General features: G+C 57.3%; 16 protein-coding genes. All 16 read left to right on the top strand.

Annotation, left to right across the window (positions count from 1 at the left end; genetic code table 11):
• Nucleotides 1-25: 25 nt before the first annotated feature.
• The 16 genes from gspG to ATF69_RS04535 all read left to right on the top strand — a co-directional run bounded on the left by gspG (nt 26) and on the right by ATF69_RS04535 (nt 15344).
• Nucleotides 26-463, top strand: a complete 438-nt coding sequence (gene gspG / locus ATF69_RS04615; RefSeq protein ID WP_146870717.1) for a type II secretion system major pseudopilin GspG — start codon at nt 26-28, stop codon at nt 461-463.
• The gene (locus tag ATF69_RS04610) at nt 396-1010 is read left to right on the top strand and encodes a pilus assembly FimT family protein (RefSeq protein WP_244303653.1); all 615 of its coding nucleotides are present in this window, start codon (nt 396-398) and stop codon (nt 1008-1010) included. Before gspG ends, ATF69_RS04610 begins: the two co-directional genes overlap by 68 nt.
• Nucleotides 1007-1459: a prepilin-type N-terminal cleavage/methylation domain-containing protein gene (locus tag ATF69_RS04605; RefSeq protein WP_244303652.1), complete on the top strand. Its 453-nt coding sequence runs from the start codon at nt 1007-1009 to the stop codon at nt 1457-1459. The genes ATF69_RS04610 and ATF69_RS04605 overlap by 4 nt, the downstream gene beginning before the upstream one ends.
• Nucleotides 1456-2067 carry a prepilin-type N-terminal cleavage/methylation domain-containing protein gene (locus ATF69_RS04600; RefSeq protein WP_146870026.1) on the top strand — a complete coding sequence of 204 codons (612 nt, stop codon included), beginning with the start codon at nt 1456-1458 and terminating at the stop codon, nt 2065-2067. The genes ATF69_RS04605 and ATF69_RS04600 overlap by 4 nt, the downstream gene beginning before the upstream one ends.
• A gap of 140 nt (nt 2068-2207) precedes the next feature.
• Complete coding sequence (locus tag ATF69_RS04595) at nt 2208-2978, top strand: type II secretion system minor pseudopilin (RefSeq protein ID WP_233584181.1); 771 nt, start codon at nt 2208-2210, stop codon at nt 2976-2978.
• A 455-nt stretch (nt 2979-3433) separates the two neighbouring features.
• Complete coding sequence (locus ATF69_RS23215; RefSeq protein ID WP_244303651.1) at nt 3434-3976, top strand: PilN domain-containing protein; 543 nt, start codon at nt 3434-3436, stop codon at nt 3974-3976.
• Entirely contained in the window at nt 3973-4527 is a 555-nt protein-coding gene (locus tag ATF69_RS04585) for a GspMb/PilO family protein (protein ID WP_208758691.1), read from the top strand. Before ATF69_RS23215 ends, ATF69_RS04585 begins: the two co-directional genes overlap by 4 nt.
• Before the next feature lie 665 nt (nt 4528-5192).
• Nucleotides 5193-7433, top strand: a complete 2241-nt coding sequence (gene gspD, locus ATF69_RS04575) for a type II secretion system secretin GspD (protein WP_244303650.1) — start codon at nt 5193-5195, stop codon at nt 7431-7433.
• A gap of 66 nt (nt 7434-7499) precedes the next feature.
• A complete protein-coding gene (locus tag ATF69_RS04570; protein ID WP_146870023.1) occupies nt 7500-7955 on the top strand; it encodes a hypothetical protein in 456 nt (151 codons plus the stop codon).
• A gap of 170 nt (nt 7956-8125) precedes the next feature.
• Entirely contained in the window at nt 8126-9070 is a 945-nt protein-coding gene (locus ATF69_RS04565) for a hypothetical protein (protein ID WP_146870022.1), read from the top strand.
• 20 nt (nt 9071-9090) lie between these two features.
• Nucleotides 9091-10314, top strand: a complete 1224-nt coding sequence (locus ATF69_RS04560) for a hypothetical protein (RefSeq protein ID WP_146870021.1) — start codon at nt 9091-9093, stop codon at nt 10312-10314.
• A gap of 13 nt (nt 10315-10327) precedes the next feature.
• On the top strand, nt 10328-11218 hold the full coding sequence (locus ATF69_RS04555; RefSeq protein ID WP_244303649.1) for a peptidylprolyl isomerase: 891 nt from the start codon (nt 10328-10330) through the stop codon (nt 11216-11218).
• A 178-nt stretch (nt 11219-11396) separates the two neighbouring features.
• Nucleotides 11397-12374 carry a glycosyltransferase family 2 protein gene (locus ATF69_RS04550; protein ID WP_146870020.1) on the top strand — a complete coding sequence of 326 codons (978 nt, stop codon included), beginning with the start codon at nt 11397-11399 and terminating at the stop codon, nt 12372-12374.
• Between the two features lie 2 nt (nt 12375-12376).
• On the top strand, nt 12377-13603 hold the full coding sequence (locus ATF69_RS04545; RefSeq protein WP_146870019.1) for a glycosyltransferase family 4 protein: 1227 nt from the start codon (nt 12377-12379) through the stop codon (nt 13601-13603).
• A complete protein-coding gene (locus tag ATF69_RS04540; RefSeq protein ID WP_056745400.1) occupies nt 13603-14523 on the top strand; it encodes an NAD-dependent epimerase/dehydratase family protein in 921 nt (306 codons plus the stop codon). The genes ATF69_RS04545 and ATF69_RS04540 overlap by 1 nt, the downstream gene beginning before the upstream one ends.
• Nucleotides 14520-15344 (top strand): ABC transporter permease, encoded by an 825-nt coding sequence (locus ATF69_RS04535; protein ID WP_056745873.1) that lies wholly within the window; start codon nt 14520-14522, stop codon nt 15342-15344. Before ATF69_RS04540 ends, ATF69_RS04535 begins: the two co-directional genes overlap by 4 nt.
• Nucleotides 15345-15347 lie beyond the last annotated feature (3 nt).

Below are 15347 nucleotides of genomic sequence, written 5' to 3'. Positions count from 1 at the left end.
TCCTCTGGAAGATATTGAAATGAATATGAAAGAGCTGCAAAGTCCATTCCATGCGCGAGCGCGTAATAACTCCGGTTTCACTCTCATTGAATTGCTGGTGGTGTTGGTGATCTTGACTTTGTTGGCGGGTTTAGTGGGCCCGAAAGTCCTTGATCAGCTTGGTGGTGCCAAATCCAAGACGGCACGCATCCAAATTTCTGAAATTGAACAGAGTCTGGATTTGTTCAAACTGGACGTGGGTCGGTATCCCAACGATGCAGAGGGCTTGCGTGCACTAGCTGAGCGCCCTGCGACGGCGCAAGGCTGGAACGGCCCGTATCTGAAGAAGGGATTGCCAGCGGACCCGTGGGGCGCTGCTTACCTGTACAAAAATCCCGGCCGCAATGGCAGCCCCGATGTTTTCACTCTGGGATCTGATGGCAAGCCAGGTGGTGATGGCGAAAACGCAGACGTTTACAACTGACGTTTCGGTGGATGCCTGGGGTCCATTTGTGTTGATTGGCGGTATTTCCTGCCTTAGTGCGCGCGTCGTAGTCATGCGTCGCGGAGCCTACGGGTTCACCCTGCTGGAATTGCTGGTAGTACTGGTGCTCGCGGGCATCACCACGGCGGTCGTGGGTGCGGGTGGTCAAGCATTTCTGGAGCGCGCGCGCTACACCCAAGCAGTGCGAGACGTGGCAACTCAGCTCAACAAGGCGCGTGTGCTCAGTGTGCAGGAGGGGAGGCCTGTATCGGTGACCTACCTGCCGGACGCGCGTAGGCTTGCGGTGGACGGAAAGCTGTTTCTGGACCTTCACGAAGCCGTCAATATCCAGTGGGAAGCAATGCGCGGTGATGGGCGGTCAGGAAAATCCGTCGTTCCGGCTGGCGAGCTTTTGTTTATCTTCAATCCGGATGGTGGTGCTCGCGGAGGACGTATCTCTGTACTGAGGGGTAGCAGCGGTGTTGCCTTTCGCGTCAATTGGCTCCTCGGAACGGTTGAACAATCTGTGGCCGTGGCGCAGCCATGATGCGGCCGATTAACCGGTTGCGTGCCCCTTGCGCGAGCTTTGTTTGGCAGCGGCGCTGTCTCGCAAAGCCTTTAGGCTTCAGTCTGCTGGAGGCATTGGTCGCGATGGCGATCGCTGCCATCGCACTGGCAAGTCTGTACCGCAGTGTGGGGCAGAGCTCGCAAAGCGTGATGGGGGTGCAAGCGCGTGTGGAGGCCGCATTGGTGGCGAAGTCCGTGCTGGCTGCGGGTATTTTTGCTGAAGACCTCATGCGACAAGATTCTGGTGAGGCAGGTGGGTGGAACTGGCGAGTCGACGTAACGCCAGAGCCGATTTTTCTGAGCGATGAGGCAGGGCGTCCTGCACCCTCGGGTCCGCTGCGTGCGGCCAAAGTCACGGTGCAGGTCAGCAGGGATGGCGTCACGGCCATGACCTGGATCACCTGGAAGCCCTACAGGTCTGCACCATGAGTCGTGCGCCTCGCAAATTGACCCAGGGCTTCACGCTGCTGGAGTTATTGATTGGTCTGGCAGTGACCGCTGCAGTGGTGGCTTTGATTTTTGCAGCCGTAGGATTGATTGGCCGCACCGAGGAGCGCAATCAGCGTGTGGGCGAGCGGGCCGAGCGCATGTTGGTCGTGAGCCAATGGTTGGGCCGTAAATTCGATACGCTGCGCTTGCTGAGTCGTCGCGAAGGCAGTGTCTTCGTCAATTTTTTCAGTGGAAATGCCGCAGGTGCTATTTGGGTTGCACCCCTGCCCGAGCGCGGCGATGCCGGGGGGCTTTATGTTTTCCGCACGACCCCTTTGCGCCATTCAGACGGCCGGGTGGATTTGACTGTGGAGGCCATTCCCTATGATGGTGCTTTGATGGCTATGGACTGGAGTCGTGCCTTGCGCGAAACGCTCATTTCGAACGTTCGTACTCTGCAGTGGCACTACCAGGATGGTCGTACCGGCCAATGGACTCAGGACTGGGACGCGTCCAAGGGTCAGTACCCCGCACGCATCCGCCTTGAAATAGGAGACACCCTCGGAGATTGGCCTTCCCTGGTGTTCCCGCTGGTGAGAGCGAAATGATGATACCGGCTCTAAAGGGTGGTCGGGGGGCCGCGTTGATCCTAGTGCTGTGGCTGGTGGCAGCGTTATCGCTCGTCGTCATGGCGAGTGCACGGAGTGTTCGCCAGCAGACACAGCGGGTAGGGCTGGATCTTGAGCGCATGCGCGTTGAGTCGGTGTTGGACTCCGCGATCGAGTTGACTGCTCAGCAGATGCTCGCCGATAGAAATGCTGGGAATGCTTATCGCTTTCAGCGTCTGTCTATGGGGGGGGGGGACGTGTGGGTGGAGATCACGCCTTCTGGGGGGCTTGTTGATGTCAACGTTGCCAGCGATGCTCTGCTGCAGACCTTGTTCCAGCGAGCTGGAGGGTTGTCTGCCGGCGAAGCGTTGATTCTGACGTCGAGAGTGCGTGATTATCTCGACCCGGACGATTCGCCAGGTGGCGTAGGAGGAGCAGAAGCACCTCAGTACCGAGCTGCAGGCTGGCCGTCCATGCCTCGCAATGGGGCTCTGGATGATCTCTCCGAGCTGCGTTCGGTCCTTGGAATGACCTCTGGCCTCTATGAGATAATCGCGCCCCATTTGGGTATCAATGGGCAGCAACGCATCGAAATCGATTCAGCTCCCCCCGCACTGATTGACGCGCTGACGGGACAGCCGGGATTGGGAGCGCGCATTCACAACTCTCCACCAGAAACGAGGGGCAGTGTGCTCATGACCGGGCCCGCAGCCGATTTTTTTTCGCCTGCGCGCGGCGGCGGAACGACGGTGCGCCTGAAAGCCGCGGTAAGGCTGGAGGGTGAGCGCTGGTGGCAGCGGGAAGCGTGGGTTGATCTGAGTGAGCGCCCGGGTAACCTGACGCCTTGGACCATGCTCTCTCTGGAGCCCACACGCCGTCTCAACACGCAAGAACAGGAATTGAAGCCATGACAGCTTGGAGGCAGTTATCTCTTCGTGCGCACGCGGCGCTGGACCGATTGGCTTGGGGTCTGGGAGACCTTAAGCGTGCACTTATGGAGCGCGGAGGGTGGCCGGCGACGTCGTGCACGGCGATTGCGCTGGATGGTAGTCGCTGGTCCGTCACTGGGACACGTGCCCGCCGACTGAAGGGCGACCGCAGGGCCAGTGCTTTGCTGGTTCCGGAGCCCGAATGCCTTTGGGGCAATGTGCAACTTCCTGATATGCCGCGGCGGTCTTTGCCGAACGGCGTAGAGGAGACACTCTGGCGAGTGTCGCCCTTACCTCCCGACCAGATTGTTGCAGCCTGGCAGGCGGAGCCTCTTGCGCAGGGTGGGTGGTCTGTGCAGTGGGGAATGTGCCGGCGCAATACCCTGCTGGAGCACTTGGGGCGGCAGGGGCTTTCCGAGACGGCGCAGGTATATCTAATGCGCAACGGAGCTGTCTTTCCCGTGCGAGGCGATGCCTGGCGAAAGCAGGACCGACGTCAGGGATTGATGGATTGTGCAGGTGTTGTTGTACTGTTGATTTTGCTAGCTGCGTTGGCCCTGCCAGCCCTCATGCCGCTGGTGCTCAAGCGTCAAGCGGTGGTGCGCGCCGTATCGCATGTCAGCGCTTTGGAGCCCCAGGCGGCACCCTTGCGCCAAAAGATGGACGAGTTGCGTCGGCAAGCCCTGCTGGCCGAAGAGCTGCGCAAGAACGTCAGCGCGGATGTCCCGCTCGCCAGCGTGATTGATGCACTGTCAGGCGCTATCCCCGCCGATACGTGGCTCGATCGTATCGAGGTCAATGGCAGCGAAATTCGGATAACGGGTCTTACGGCCAATGCGACCGAGCTCACCTCCTCGATTGCGCGTGCGCCGGGACTGGTTGACGTTCGGTCAACAGGGGCGAACGTGCGTGACGGCACACTGAATAAAGAGCGCTTTACTTTTGAAATGCGCTGGCGGGGTGAAGGAGTCAAGCCATGAAAATGAATATATGGCGAGCTCGATCTTTGACCCTCATGTTGGTAGTGCTGATCGGTGCCATGGCAGGGACTGCTTTGGTCTACCGGGCTCTGTGGGTACGTTATGACAATGCCTTACTGCAACTTGAGCCTCGTAGCGAGCGCCTGGAGGGCGTGGTCAACGCCGGCAGCCAAATCGAAGAGCTGCTCGGAGTAGCCAGCTCTACGGTAGCCCCCTTGTTGCATTCGGGAGGGGAGGCTGCACAGAACGAAGTGCAGCAGAAGTTGCGCCAGATGATCATGGCTTCGGGCAGTACGCTCGTCTCGCTGCAGGTTGCGTTGGAGCCTGGTGCGGACGACAAGATCCCGCGAATCCGCTTGACTGCTACGGTCAGTGGCGAATGGGTCAAGTTGGTGAACTTTATGGAAAGCCTCCAAGTTCACCGTCCCCCTTTCTGGGTGCGTACCGCCAACGTTACCCGCGAAGGGATGAGCTCAGGCCCTGGCCCCCAGAATGCCCGACTGACCTTGCAACTGGAGGCACCTCTGGTTCCGGAAAAGGCCAACCCATGATGAAAGCTTGGTATCTTGGGCCATTGCTGGGGGCTGCAGCGTTGGCGGCCAGTGCGTATTGGTGGGATGTTGAGAAGGAGCGCTGGACTCCTCCGCCCCCTCGAAAACCTGATCTTCCCAAGGTGGAGCCTATGCCGTCAGTCGTTCCGATACGGGCTAGGCAAGCGATTGAGCACCCATTGTTCTGGACCTCCAGGCGACCTGTAGTGGTAGATGAAAAGAAGAGCAGTCTTGTCTCAGAGTTGATGCAGTCGCGCTTGACGGCCGTCTTCGAGTCCGGGCCTGAGCGTGTGGCGATCTTGCTGCGTGCGGATGGCAGCACCCTCAAGATCACCGGGGAAACCAAACCCTGGCGTATCGAGTCCTTTGATGGACGTAGGGCCTTCTTCATATCTTCGGACGATCAACGAGTGGAGCGTCCTCTAGAGGCAGGAAGTGTGGCTGCGGCGCGGCCAGGAGCGCCCGTTGGTGATCGTCTGCGCAGATCCCCTGCAAATCACTGAGCCACTGCGGCCTACCCCAATATTGGAGCTATCTATATGAACATTCGGCCATCCGTCCTTTTGCTGGCGTTGCTAGCGTCAGGTTGCGCTAGCACGCAAGGCGCTCCTGCCGCACCCAAACCGGCGGAGCCTACACCGGCGGTTGCTGTAGTCCCTGTTGTCATGCCTGCGGTAGCCACCACAGCGCCAACGCCTGCCGTTTCGGTGCCCAAAGCGCAGGGGCAAAAGGAAACGTCTTCGAGTACGAAGCTGTTTCCCGGCAATGATCAGTTCATTAAGCGCGATGTGTCGCCGCGTGTGGATCCAGTCCTCGCCACAGGGGACAAGGTTGCGCTCAATTTTGAAAATGTCACTGTGAGTAACCTCGCAGTGGCATTGCTGGGAGACCTGCTTAAGCTCAACTACACGATTGACGCAGGGGGCGATACGGTGGTGAGCCTCAATACGCGCCAGCCCTTGATGCGAAACCAAGTACTGGATGTACTGGATGCGGTATTGCTACCACATGACCTCGCGATTGTTCGGGATAACGCTGGCGTGTATCACGTGACGAAGCGCACTGTCACGTTAGGGGCTCGCCCAGTAGTGGGTTCGTCAAAATTCAAGGATCTCTCAGGCGCAGGGACGGTCATAGTTCCACTGAACCACATTGCTGCGGCCGAGATGGCCAAGATCCTTGCGCCTCTCGCGCCTCGTGAGGCGATCGTATACGTGGATTCCATGCGTAATCTGCTCGTGCTGCAGGGCAGCAAAGCACAGCTTGGTGGTTGGCTGGAGATGGTTGAGGCGTTTGACGTGGACTTTCTCTCTGGCATGTCGCTGGGGGTGTTCGTGTTGGAGAACGCGAACGTGAATGTGGTGCGAGACGCGCTGCAGGCGATGCTTGGCACCGAGAAATCCTCCGACCCTTATGGCGGAACCGGTGCTGTGGCATCTCCTGGTGGTGCGCCGAGTGCAACAGCAGGCAGTAGCGCGGCTGGTTCGACGTCCGGCGGCGCTGGAGCGAGCGGCGCGGGCGCGCAGATGGCAACACCCTTGGGCGGCTTGATTCGAGTATTCCCCGTGGAGCGTCTGAATGCATTGGTGGTTGTAACGCCGCGCAGCCATTTGTTGGCCCAGGTCGAAACCTGGATTCGCCGACTGGATCGCCCTACGGATACTCTGGAGGCCAGCCTGTTTGTTTACCCTGTGCAGAACGGATCTGCGTTGCAATTGGCGGAAATGCTCAACGGCTTGTTCAGTGGGCAGGCGGGGCAAGGCAAGACAGCTGGTGTGGCCGCGGGTTCTGCACCCACGCAGTTTTCTCAGGGAACCGGTCTCGGGGCGAGCGCAAGTACGGGTAGCTCAGGGGCTTATGGCAGTAGCGCTGGTACTTTGGGCTTAAGCGGAGGAGCAATGGGGTCGGCATTGGGAGGTGCGGGCAAGACATCTGCTAACAACACATCCTTGACGTCGACCAGTCAGCTGGATGGCAATGTACGCGTCGTAGCAGATGAAAAGCGGAATGCGCTACTGATCCGCGCTCCGCGTACTGAATACCGTCGGATTGAGCAGGCTCTCCGTGAACTTGACAAGGCTCCGTCTCAGGTGCTGATCGAGGCAAGCATCGTGGAGGTAACGCTGACGGGCAATCTGGAGTATGGGGTGGAGTGGTATTTGCAGAATGGTCTCAGCAATGGTCGTGAAGGGCAGGCATCACTGAACATGAACACATCGGGGGGCATTAGCGCCAGGCAGCCCGGGTTCTCTTACACGATCGTCAACAAGGCGAATGTAGTGCGTGCGACGCTGAACGCTCTGGCAGAGAAGTCTCAGGTGCGTTTGTTGTCCAGTCCGTCGGTGCTGGTTCTCAACAATCACAATGCAACCATACAGGTCGGTCAGCAGCAACCCATCAAGTCGTCTACCGCAGTAACTACTGGCAACCTTGTGACCGAGTCAATCACCTACAAGGACACGGGGGTGATGCTATCTGTCACGCCTTCTGTCAATGCGGGAGGGTTGATCACGATGGACATTTCTCAGCAAGTAACCGATGTTGGCGAGCGGGACACTGCAACAGGGCAGCGCGCCTTTCAAACTCGTCAGATCCAAACGCGAGTAGCGGTGCGTTCTGGGGAGCCAATCGTCCTGGGTGGTTTGATTCGTGAAAACGACACCAATACTCGCAGTGGTGTGCCGGGGTTTGCCGATATCCCTTTGCTGGGTGCACTGTTCTCCACGACGTCAAACTTGCGCAATCGCACAGAACTGCTTGTCCTGATGACGCCTCGTGCGCTTGAGGATGATGATCAATTGCGCTCTGCAAGTGCCGAAATGCGTCAGCGCATGCGCAGCATGTCTTTGGAGTCGCAGCCCTTCAAGCTGCGTGCTGATGATGTGCCTGCTGTGCCAAGGCAATGATGTTGCGCAGTTTGCTCCTTGCTGCCTGCTTTTCGTATCGTATTTAGTCCACAGGAGATTTCGAGCATGACAAAATTCATGGGTCGCCGCCAGTGGGTCGCTGGCTTTGCGGTGCCGGTAGTTACCCTCTTGCTTGCGGGATGTGCTGTAAACGGCGGTGGGGCGGGGTCGTCAGATGATGACCAAGCCACTTTGCTGCAGCGCGCCCAGGCGTACTGGGCGTTGGTGCGCAGTGGTGACAATGTAGGCGCCTGGAAGTATGAAGAGGCATCCAAAGACCCGAAGGCCACTTTGGAGGAATACCTCAAGCGAGGTGGTGTTGCCTACGAGGCGCTGGAAGTGCGGGACGTGCGTAGTGTTGAAGGCGACCGCGCCATCGTGAATGTGTGGATGCGCTATTCGGTCCCCATCCTGCGCATCAAAAGACAAGAGGCGGTTGCGGAAGACGAGTGGCGCCGTATCGATGGTGTCTGGCACCATGTGCTGCGCCGCAGCGTGATGTTCTCCAAGGATGCCAAATAAGTTCGTTGTTTGAGTGCAACAAACCAACGCATGCCGAGTTTCTGGCGGAAATAGGTTGAAAAATTCAAAGGTATCAGTATAAGATTGCATCAACCCAAACGGAGTACGGATGGGTTGCAGATCCCGCACAGGGTGGGAAAGCTTCCTTCAATTATCTAAGGACTGAGAAGATGAAAAAATTTGCAATGGCAGCCGTTGCAGCCGCTGCGCTGAGTGCTGGTGTGGCGCAGGCGTACACCGTGGGTACGTTCAGCAACGGTTTCGTGGTTCCTAACGTGATTCACAACGGCCCAACCGACACCACTGCTGTTGGCCTGATCAACCAAACCGGCCAAAGCGTTGCTGTGTACTGGACGTTCTTCGATCAGAACTCCACTCACATCACTGACGGCTGCTTTGCTATGACCAACAAGGACTATGAGCCCTTCATCTGGTCTTCGCAGTCCGGTGGCGGTCTGTCCGGCACCCGTGGTTACCTGGTGTTCGCCGTTGGTGCTACCACCGAAGGCGGCACAGCACAAACCGCTTGCGGCGGCGCTGCTTTCCTGGCATCCACCGCTTCCGCAATCTCTGGCAATGCATTTCAAGTGAACAGCGTTGCTAAGGATGTGGCTTTCGTGCCCGTTATCGACGGTGCTCTGACGATCGCTTCTGGCGTTGATATCACCAAGATGAACAACGTGAGCTTGGTGTCCGTTGCTGGCGCTGCTCAAGTTGGCGCTTCCGGTGCAGCTCCTCAGCCAACCTTCAGCATGCGTTACGCTATCGACCAAGCCGCTGGCGGTACGGACACTGCCGTGGTGGTGTGGTCTACTGGCAACCACAGCGGTACGCACACTGTCAACATTTATGATGACAAGCAAAACCGCAAGTCTGTGAACTTCAAGCTGGTGAAGGCTGAGTTGGACTGGTTCGATCCTGAAGGCATCGCTGGTCTGCCTGCTACGTTCACCGACGGTTTCATCGAATGGCAACCAGGTTTGGCTGCTCCTTCTGATGCAACTGCAGCTCTGGGCACCACGCTGTACACACTCGGCGGCTCCGTGTTCACGTACTCGGCTATCAGCTCCACCGCTTTCGGTGCTGTGCAAACCGTTCTGGGTTCGTACAAGTAATCATTCGATTTGATGGGTGTTTGGACGCTCATCAGTCGAATAAATTACAAATTACTATCGCCGATCAGGCGGTAAAAAAAATAGCGCCGCAAGGCGCTATTTTTTTGCTTTGTGAGATTGGCAACATGACTTTGAAAATTCGCTTCTCCACATTCTTTGCGCCCATGCTTGTCGTCATGGCGGCAATATCGGGATGCCAATCCCAGTCCTTGCTCGAGGGGACTGGAGGCGTTGCTCCCGTGCCAGCGTCTTCGCAAATGGCGGTGCCTGTCCCTTTTGCATGGGGAGGAGAAGTGCGTTGCGGGGCGGCTGGGTGTCTGTTGGCTGCTGTCGAGCACGAAAATAATATGCTTGCTCTGCATCGCATTGATGGCCGCAAGTCCACTCTTTTGGATCGCGTACAGGTCGGTTACCACCCAGACTCTGCCGCGTGGCTTGCCGATGATTTGTTGGTTGCGGCTGTGGAGGGTACTGCGAGCCTGGATGTTTTCCGTGTCAGAGGTTCAAAGCTTGATCGGTTGCAGCAGATCAAGGTCGGATTTTCTCCGCGCGACGTCATGGTGGTGAAGGCTGATGGGGGGCGTTACACGCTTTTGGTCAGTCCGTACAACGGTAAAGAAGTGGCCTGGGTTCTGGACTGGGCGGTTGATGATCAGCAGGCGCCTAACGTCAAGAAGGTGTCTTGGTGTGAGGTGGCATGGCACCCGACGAGACTGAAAAAGGTCGTAGGTATCAACGGCTCGGCTATCGCCGCGGCATGCTTGGACGACAAGCAGTTGGTGGCGGTTCCGGAATCAAATTTGCTCTCTGCACCTGTTGTTGTGGCGAGGTTCTCTGCGGTATCTCGGAATGCCCGTCCTTCGCCGCAAGGGAACTGGGTTTACGTGTCTCTGGAGACTGGGGGGCGGAATGCCCGTGTGAATGCGGAGACGGGGGAACTCCAGATGATTGCATCGCCTCTCACTGGCAGTGTGTCGGTGGCGCCGCTGGATGAGCATGTCGTCATTTGGGGAGAGGACCGAGAGCTGTATTTGCAGCGCTTGGATGAGAAAGGCATGGTTGTAGAAACACGCTGGCATGCAGTGAGTGGTTTTGCGACGAGTTTGCAATTGTTGGACATAGATGGAGACGGCGAGCGTGACGTAGTCGCGTTCAACTCGGGCGGTGAGGTGATCGACGTTGTTTACGGCCCTTTGTGGGATCGTGCGAGTCAGAATAGGTTGTTGAAGCAGCGAGCACAATAAAGGAGTATGGGCAATGCGTGGACGTTCTGTGGGTGCGGGTCGATTTTTGGGTGTTTGCCTTTTATCTGCTCTGATGATTGGGGGGGCGCCCGTGGCTACCGCAGCAGATCTGGTTCAGTTAAAGAGTGGAGAGGTCATAACGTCGTCTGATCTGTCTCAATATCTTGAGCGCCGGGTTGACCTGCGCGCCAGCTCCCGTAGCAAGTGGGGTGTGGAGCAAGTACTGCGCGAGATGGCGATGGGAAGGGCGCTTGTGCAAGAGGGAGAGCGTCTGGGTGAAAAACGGCAGCCCGGGAAAGAAGGCGACCGATTTGATGATGCGTATGCAATGTCGGTATTTCGCAAGCTGATGCCACCTTGCGATCCGCCCGCAGATGCCACAGCGGCAAGAAAGTTTTTTGACGAAAATCCGCAGGCGTTCAGAGTTCCGCCCATGGCACGTTTGAATCGCGTGATGCTGCCAGCCTCGGAAACGGTGGATGGCATGGCTGCTATGGATTGGATGATGGCGCAAGCCAAAGTGATTGCGTCAGGTGCCCAGCCTTTCGAGGTCATGGCTAAGCGTGTTGAAGGAATCTATCGCCTGGAAGCGCAAGGTGACATCGGTTGGGCAGTTCTGGTTGATGAGAATGTAATTTTGCGTACCCTCGCTGCGGCGAAGCAAGGCGATATGGTGGGTCCCGTGCGTGAAGGGGATTTTGTGTACCTTTTCTCCATTGACGACAAGCGTGATAGTCGTCAGCTGGCATGGGATGAAGTGGCGGTTTCGGCTGCGGCTAGAGCTGTGAACTATTGCCGGCAGACTGCCACAAAAAAGCTGGAGCAAGACCTCCTCGCGAAGTACGGCGTGGTGATGAACTCGGCTGCCATCAGTGGGCTGTTCGAAAAGGCGCAATCAAAGTAGAGGTGTCTGGATTGTTGTAGCGGCCTGTTACAGCGCTTCTTGCGGTGCCAGTAGGCGACGGTACAATGTACGGTTGCCTAGATATTGCTTTCCGCTTTGGATGCTCAGATGATTCTTGGGGGCGATGGGCGATGCAGCAGATTTTTCTTTTCGAGCGATTGCTTCGCCGCCTCACTGAATGACCCACGTTCGCGCTTCCGTATTAATTCCTGTCAAAAACGGCGGCCCACTGCTTGGCGAGGTGATTGATGCGATCCTGCAGCAGCAAACTCCATGGCCCTTTGAGGTCATCGTTGTTGATTCTGGCTCAACGGATGACTCCGTAGCACTGGTGCGCACGAAGGGGGTTCGTTGTGAAGAGATTTCTCCACAAGAATTTGGTCATGGGCGCACACGCAACTATCTAGCTTCTTTGTCGGTGGGAGAGTTTTTGGTGTTCATTACTCAGGACGCCAAGCCCGCAACCACGGACTGGCTATACAACATGGTAAAAGGGTGTGATGCCGAGCCTGCTGTGGCAGGTGCATTTGGGCCGCATCGTGCTCATCCCGAAGCCCGCCATGTTACGCATTGTGAACTGAGTCAGCACTTCGCGGGCTTCGGTTGCGAGTTGGCTGTGGTCCGGCTTGACGACCGTGCTCGTTTTGCCGCAGACGTCGGCTACCGTCAGTGGTTGCATTTTTTCTCGAGCAACAATGCCTGTATTCGTCGCTCGGTTTGGCAGCAACTTCCGTTGCCAGAAGTCGCGTTTGCCGAGGATCAGACCTGGGCTTTGCGTGCGATTGAGGCGGGCTATGCGAAGGCCTTCGTGCCGGATGCGGTTGTCTACCATTCGCACGACTTCGGTATATGGGAAACACTTCAGCGCAATTTTGATGAGGCGCGGTCGTTTAACCTGTACTTTGGCTATCGAATTCAAGATAACCTTGTGCAGGCCATCAAATCGGGTTTTTACTTGGCAAGACGGGATCTTGGCTGGCTTCGTGATGGGGGGCTGAGGGGGCGGCGCCTGTTGAAGAATGCCGCATACATGGGGTTCATAGAAATGGCTCGTGTTGCCGGGCAATACCTTGGTACCAGGCACGACCAATTACCCCCTTGGCTGCTGCGTTCGGTATCGCGCGATGAGCAATTACAGCGTGCTGGGACTGCTTGATCATGGCGTTGAATCTTGCAAAAAAAGTATGGCGCGTTAAAGAGATGGCGCGCAAAGAGGGCCTGCTTGCAGCACTGCGGGCTGTAGTGCGTCGTCTGAGGCAAGGGCCTGGCCGCCATGTCGATGTGTTCCGCCACTACGGATTTGCAATGCCCTACGTGCTGCCCGCTCGGCCAGGTGAGGCTAAGCAGGGGACGCTTCTGTGGTTTATCCCGGATTTCAATGTGGGTTCAGGTGGCCATCTGAATATCTTTCGCACGATTTGGCATCTCGAGCAGATGGGGTATGTTTCTTGCATCGTGATCGCAAATCCTGTCATGCACCACGACGCCCATGAAGCGCGCAATGCCATCCGCAAGCACTTCTTCCCGTTGGAGGCGGCCGTGTTACTTGGGCAGGACAAGCTTCCACCTTGCGAGTTTGCAGTCGCGACGGGCTGGGATACCGCGTACACAGTGCGCGCATTTGCCGGCGCTCGATCCAAACTTTATTTCGTGCAGGACTACGAGCCACACTTTTATCCTGTGGGCTCGGAGTCGGTGCTTGCACAGAATACTTACCATTTCGGCTTCTTTGGGATCACTGCGGGTGCTTGGCTTGCAGAAAAACTTGCCAAAGAGTATGGGATGGCCACTCGCCCGGTGGGCTTTGGTGTGGAGCTTGAGCGCTACCGCCGATTGCCACGTAGAGAGCCAGAGATCCGCCGTGTTTTCTTCTATGCGCGCCCGCCCACGCCACGGCGTGCATTCGAGTTGGGACTCCTCGTGCTCAATGCCGTTTGGCAGCGCATGCCGGACACGCAGTTCGTACTGGCGGGTTGGGATACCGCTGGTTATCACATCCCATTTCCTCATCTTCCTTGCGGCACGGTTGCGTTGGATGATTTGCCGGATCTTTACAGTCAATGCGATGTGGCTCTGGTGTTGTCGTTGACCAATGCGTCACTGCTACCACTTGAATTAATGGCCAGCGGGTGTGCCGTGGTGTCTAATCGGGGCCCAAATGTAGAGTGGCTGCTGCACGAGGACGTTGCGGTGCTTGCAGAGACTTCGCCCGAAGGTCTGACCGCAGCCATATGCGGCTTGCTTGAGGATGACGAGCGACGTCATGCCCTCAGTGCCAGGGCGGAAGCTTTTGCGCGTGCGCACACTTGGGAAATGGTGGCGCAAGAGTTTGAGGTGGCTTTGCTGGATGCGCGGGCTCAGGTGCATAAGAAGGGCCTTTCCTGATGCGCTGTGTTATCTTGGGCGGGGGAGGCTTTCTGGGGCGTCATATTGGACGTGCTATGGCCGGAGAAGGTGCTGAGGTATGGTCCGTTGACCGGTCCTTGCTGGCGGCTAGGATTGCTCCATGGCTTGCCGGTGAGGTTCAAGCGGATTGTTTTGATCTGTCTACTTGGTGGGATATGGTGGGGGGGGCGGACGTGATTGTCCATTTGGCGTCCTCAACGGTGCCCGCAACGGCGAGTGAAGACCCTATTGGTGATGTCCAGGCCAACCTTGTGGGGACGCTGAGGCTACTCCATGACTTGCGTGGCAAAGCGGCGCGTCCGAGGTTGCTGTTTGCATCTTCTGGTGGCGCCGTTTATGGCCGCCCCTTGTCGGTACCCTTGAGCGAGTTACATCCGACAATGCCGATGGGTGCGTACGGGGCCACCAAGCTGGCCATCGAGCATCACCTGCGCATCGAAGAGGCGCAGTATGGCCTGCCCATACGGATCCTGCGCTTGAGCAATCCCTACGGCGAATGGCAGCAACCTCATGGTGTGCAAGGGGTCATTGCTGTTTTTGCGCACCGTGCGCTCCATTCCACGCCGGTGGATGTGTGGGGGGATGGGTCTGTCGTGCGAGATTTTGTTTATGCTGCAGATGTGGGGCGTGCATTTGTGGCTGCAGCACGTCATCAAGGGGAATCACGCATCTTCAACGTGGGTGGCGGCTTGGGAACCAGTGTCAACGACATTCTGGTCACCCTGGAGCGATTGCTAGGGCGCACGGTAGAGCGCCGCGTGTTTCCTGCGCGGTCATTTGACCCCCCGGTCAACGTGCTGGATATTCGGCGTGCCCAAGATGAGCTGAAATGGAAGCCTGAGATGGCTTTTGGAGAGGGCGTAGCTAAGGCGGTCGATTGGCTGCGGACAGTGGCATGACGGACCCGACATCCCGTTCCCATGCCATTTCGTCGGCATCGTCTCGCAATACACGTCAAGTGTGGGTGCTTTGGCGCTATTGGATGGCGCGTGAGTTCAAGACCCGTTATGCCGGTTCAGTGCTCGGATTTGCTTGGGCATTTGTCCAGCCCGTAGCTACTCTGGCAATTTTTTATGTCTTGTTTGGTCTGGTACTGGCAGTGCGTGTGCCCGGACTGGATGTGGACAACGGTTATCTGTTGCACCTGTTGGCGGGGCTGGCCGTGTGGCTTCCATTCACCGATGCAATTGGTCGTGGTGTCGGGAGTCTTGCTGCATATGAGGACTTTCTACGCAAGCAGCCCATGCCAGCTGAAATACTCCCGGCTGTGTCTGTGGGGGGGAGCCTACTGGTCTTGGGTATAGGCTACGGATTGCTGCTTGCTCTGTCGATAGCGCAAGGTGTAGGGCCGTTTATGTCTTTGGCCTGGCTGCCCGTACTGGTTTTGGCGCAGATTGTCCTCACGTTTGGTCTGACGCTATTGCTCAGCATGGCGCACTTCCTCTGGCGCGACGTCGGATCGATGGTTGCCTTTGCGCTGCAGCTTTGGTTTTACCTAACGCCAGTCGTGTATCCGCTGTCCCAGGTGCCTGAAAAGTTCCATGGGTTGTTTCTTTTGAATCCCTTGGCATGTTTGGTGTTGATGGTGCAGAGCTCGGTATTGCACATGCCGGTGCCGGCAGGTACGCCCTTGGCATTGGTGATTTGGGTTGTGTTGCTGGGCGGAGGCGGTTGGTGGTTTTTCCGTTCGATGAAATCTGCCTTGGGTGAGGCCCTGTAACGC

Source organism: Acidovorax delafieldii (genome assembly GCF_007993815.1).
Taxonomy (GTDB): domain Bacteria; phylum Pseudomonadota; class Gammaproteobacteria; order Burkholderiales; family Burkholderiaceae_C; genus Acidovorax; species Acidovorax delafieldii.
The sequence above is the reverse complement of the archived record's forward strand: the minus strand, read 5'-3'. Positions and strand labels throughout refer to the sequence as shown.

Coding starts and splice junctions, on each gene's coding strand:
- ATF69_RS04540 (WP_056745400.1), top strand. CDS start 13,603: ATGCGCTGTGTTATCTTGGGCGGGGGAGGCTTTCTGGGGCGTCATATT.
- ATF69_RS04610 (WP_244303653.1), top strand. CDS start 396: ATGTTTTCACTCTGGGATCTGATGGCAAGCCAGGTGGTGATGGCGAAA.
- ATF69_RS04605 (WP_244303652.1), top strand. CDS start 1,007: ATGATGCGGCCGATTAACCGGTTGCGTGCCCCTTGCGCGAGCTTTGTT.
- ATF69_RS04535 (WP_056745873.1), top strand. CDS start 14,520: ATGACGGACCCGACATCCCGTTCCCATGCCATTTCGTCGGCATCGTCT.
- ATF69_RS04585 (WP_208758691.1), top strand. CDS start 3,973: ATGAAAATGAATATATGGCGAGCTCGATCTTTGACCCTCATGTTGGTA.
- ATF69_RS04565 (WP_146870022.1), top strand. CDS start 8,126: ATGAAAAAATTTGCAATGGCAGCCGTTGCAGCCGCTGCGCTGAGTGCT.
- ATF69_RS04555 (WP_244303649.1), top strand. CDS start 10,328: ATGCGTGGACGTTCTGTGGGTGCGGGTCGATTTTTGGGTGTTTGCCTT.
- ATF69_RS23215 (WP_244303651.1), top strand. CDS start 3,434: ATGCGCAACGGAGCTGTCTTTCCCGTGCGAGGCGATGCCTGGCGAAAG.
- gspG (WP_146870717.1), top strand. CDS start 26: ATGAAAGAGCTGCAAAGTCCATTCCATGCGCGAGCGCGTAATAACTCC.
- ATF69_RS04545 (WP_146870019.1), top strand. CDS start 12,377: ATGGCGTTGAATCTTGCAAAAAAAGTATGGCGCGTTAAAGAGATGGCG.
- ATF69_RS04595 (WP_233584181.1), top strand. CDS start 2,208: ATGCGCGTTGAGTCGGTGTTGGACTCCGCGATCGAGTTGACTGCTCAG.
- ATF69_RS04600 (WP_146870026.1), top strand. CDS start 1,456: ATGAGTCGTGCGCCTCGCAAATTGACCCAGGGCTTCACGCTGCTGGAG.
- gspD (WP_244303650.1), top strand. CDS start 5,193: ATGCCTGCGGTAGCCACCACAGCGCCAACGCCTGCCGTTTCGGTGCCC.
- ATF69_RS04570 (WP_146870023.1), top strand. CDS start 7,500: ATGACAAAATTCATGGGTCGCCGCCAGTGGGTCGCTGGCTTTGCGGTG.
- ATF69_RS04550 (WP_146870020.1), top strand. CDS start 11,397: ATGACCCACGTTCGCGCTTCCGTATTAATTCCTGTCAAAAACGGCGGC.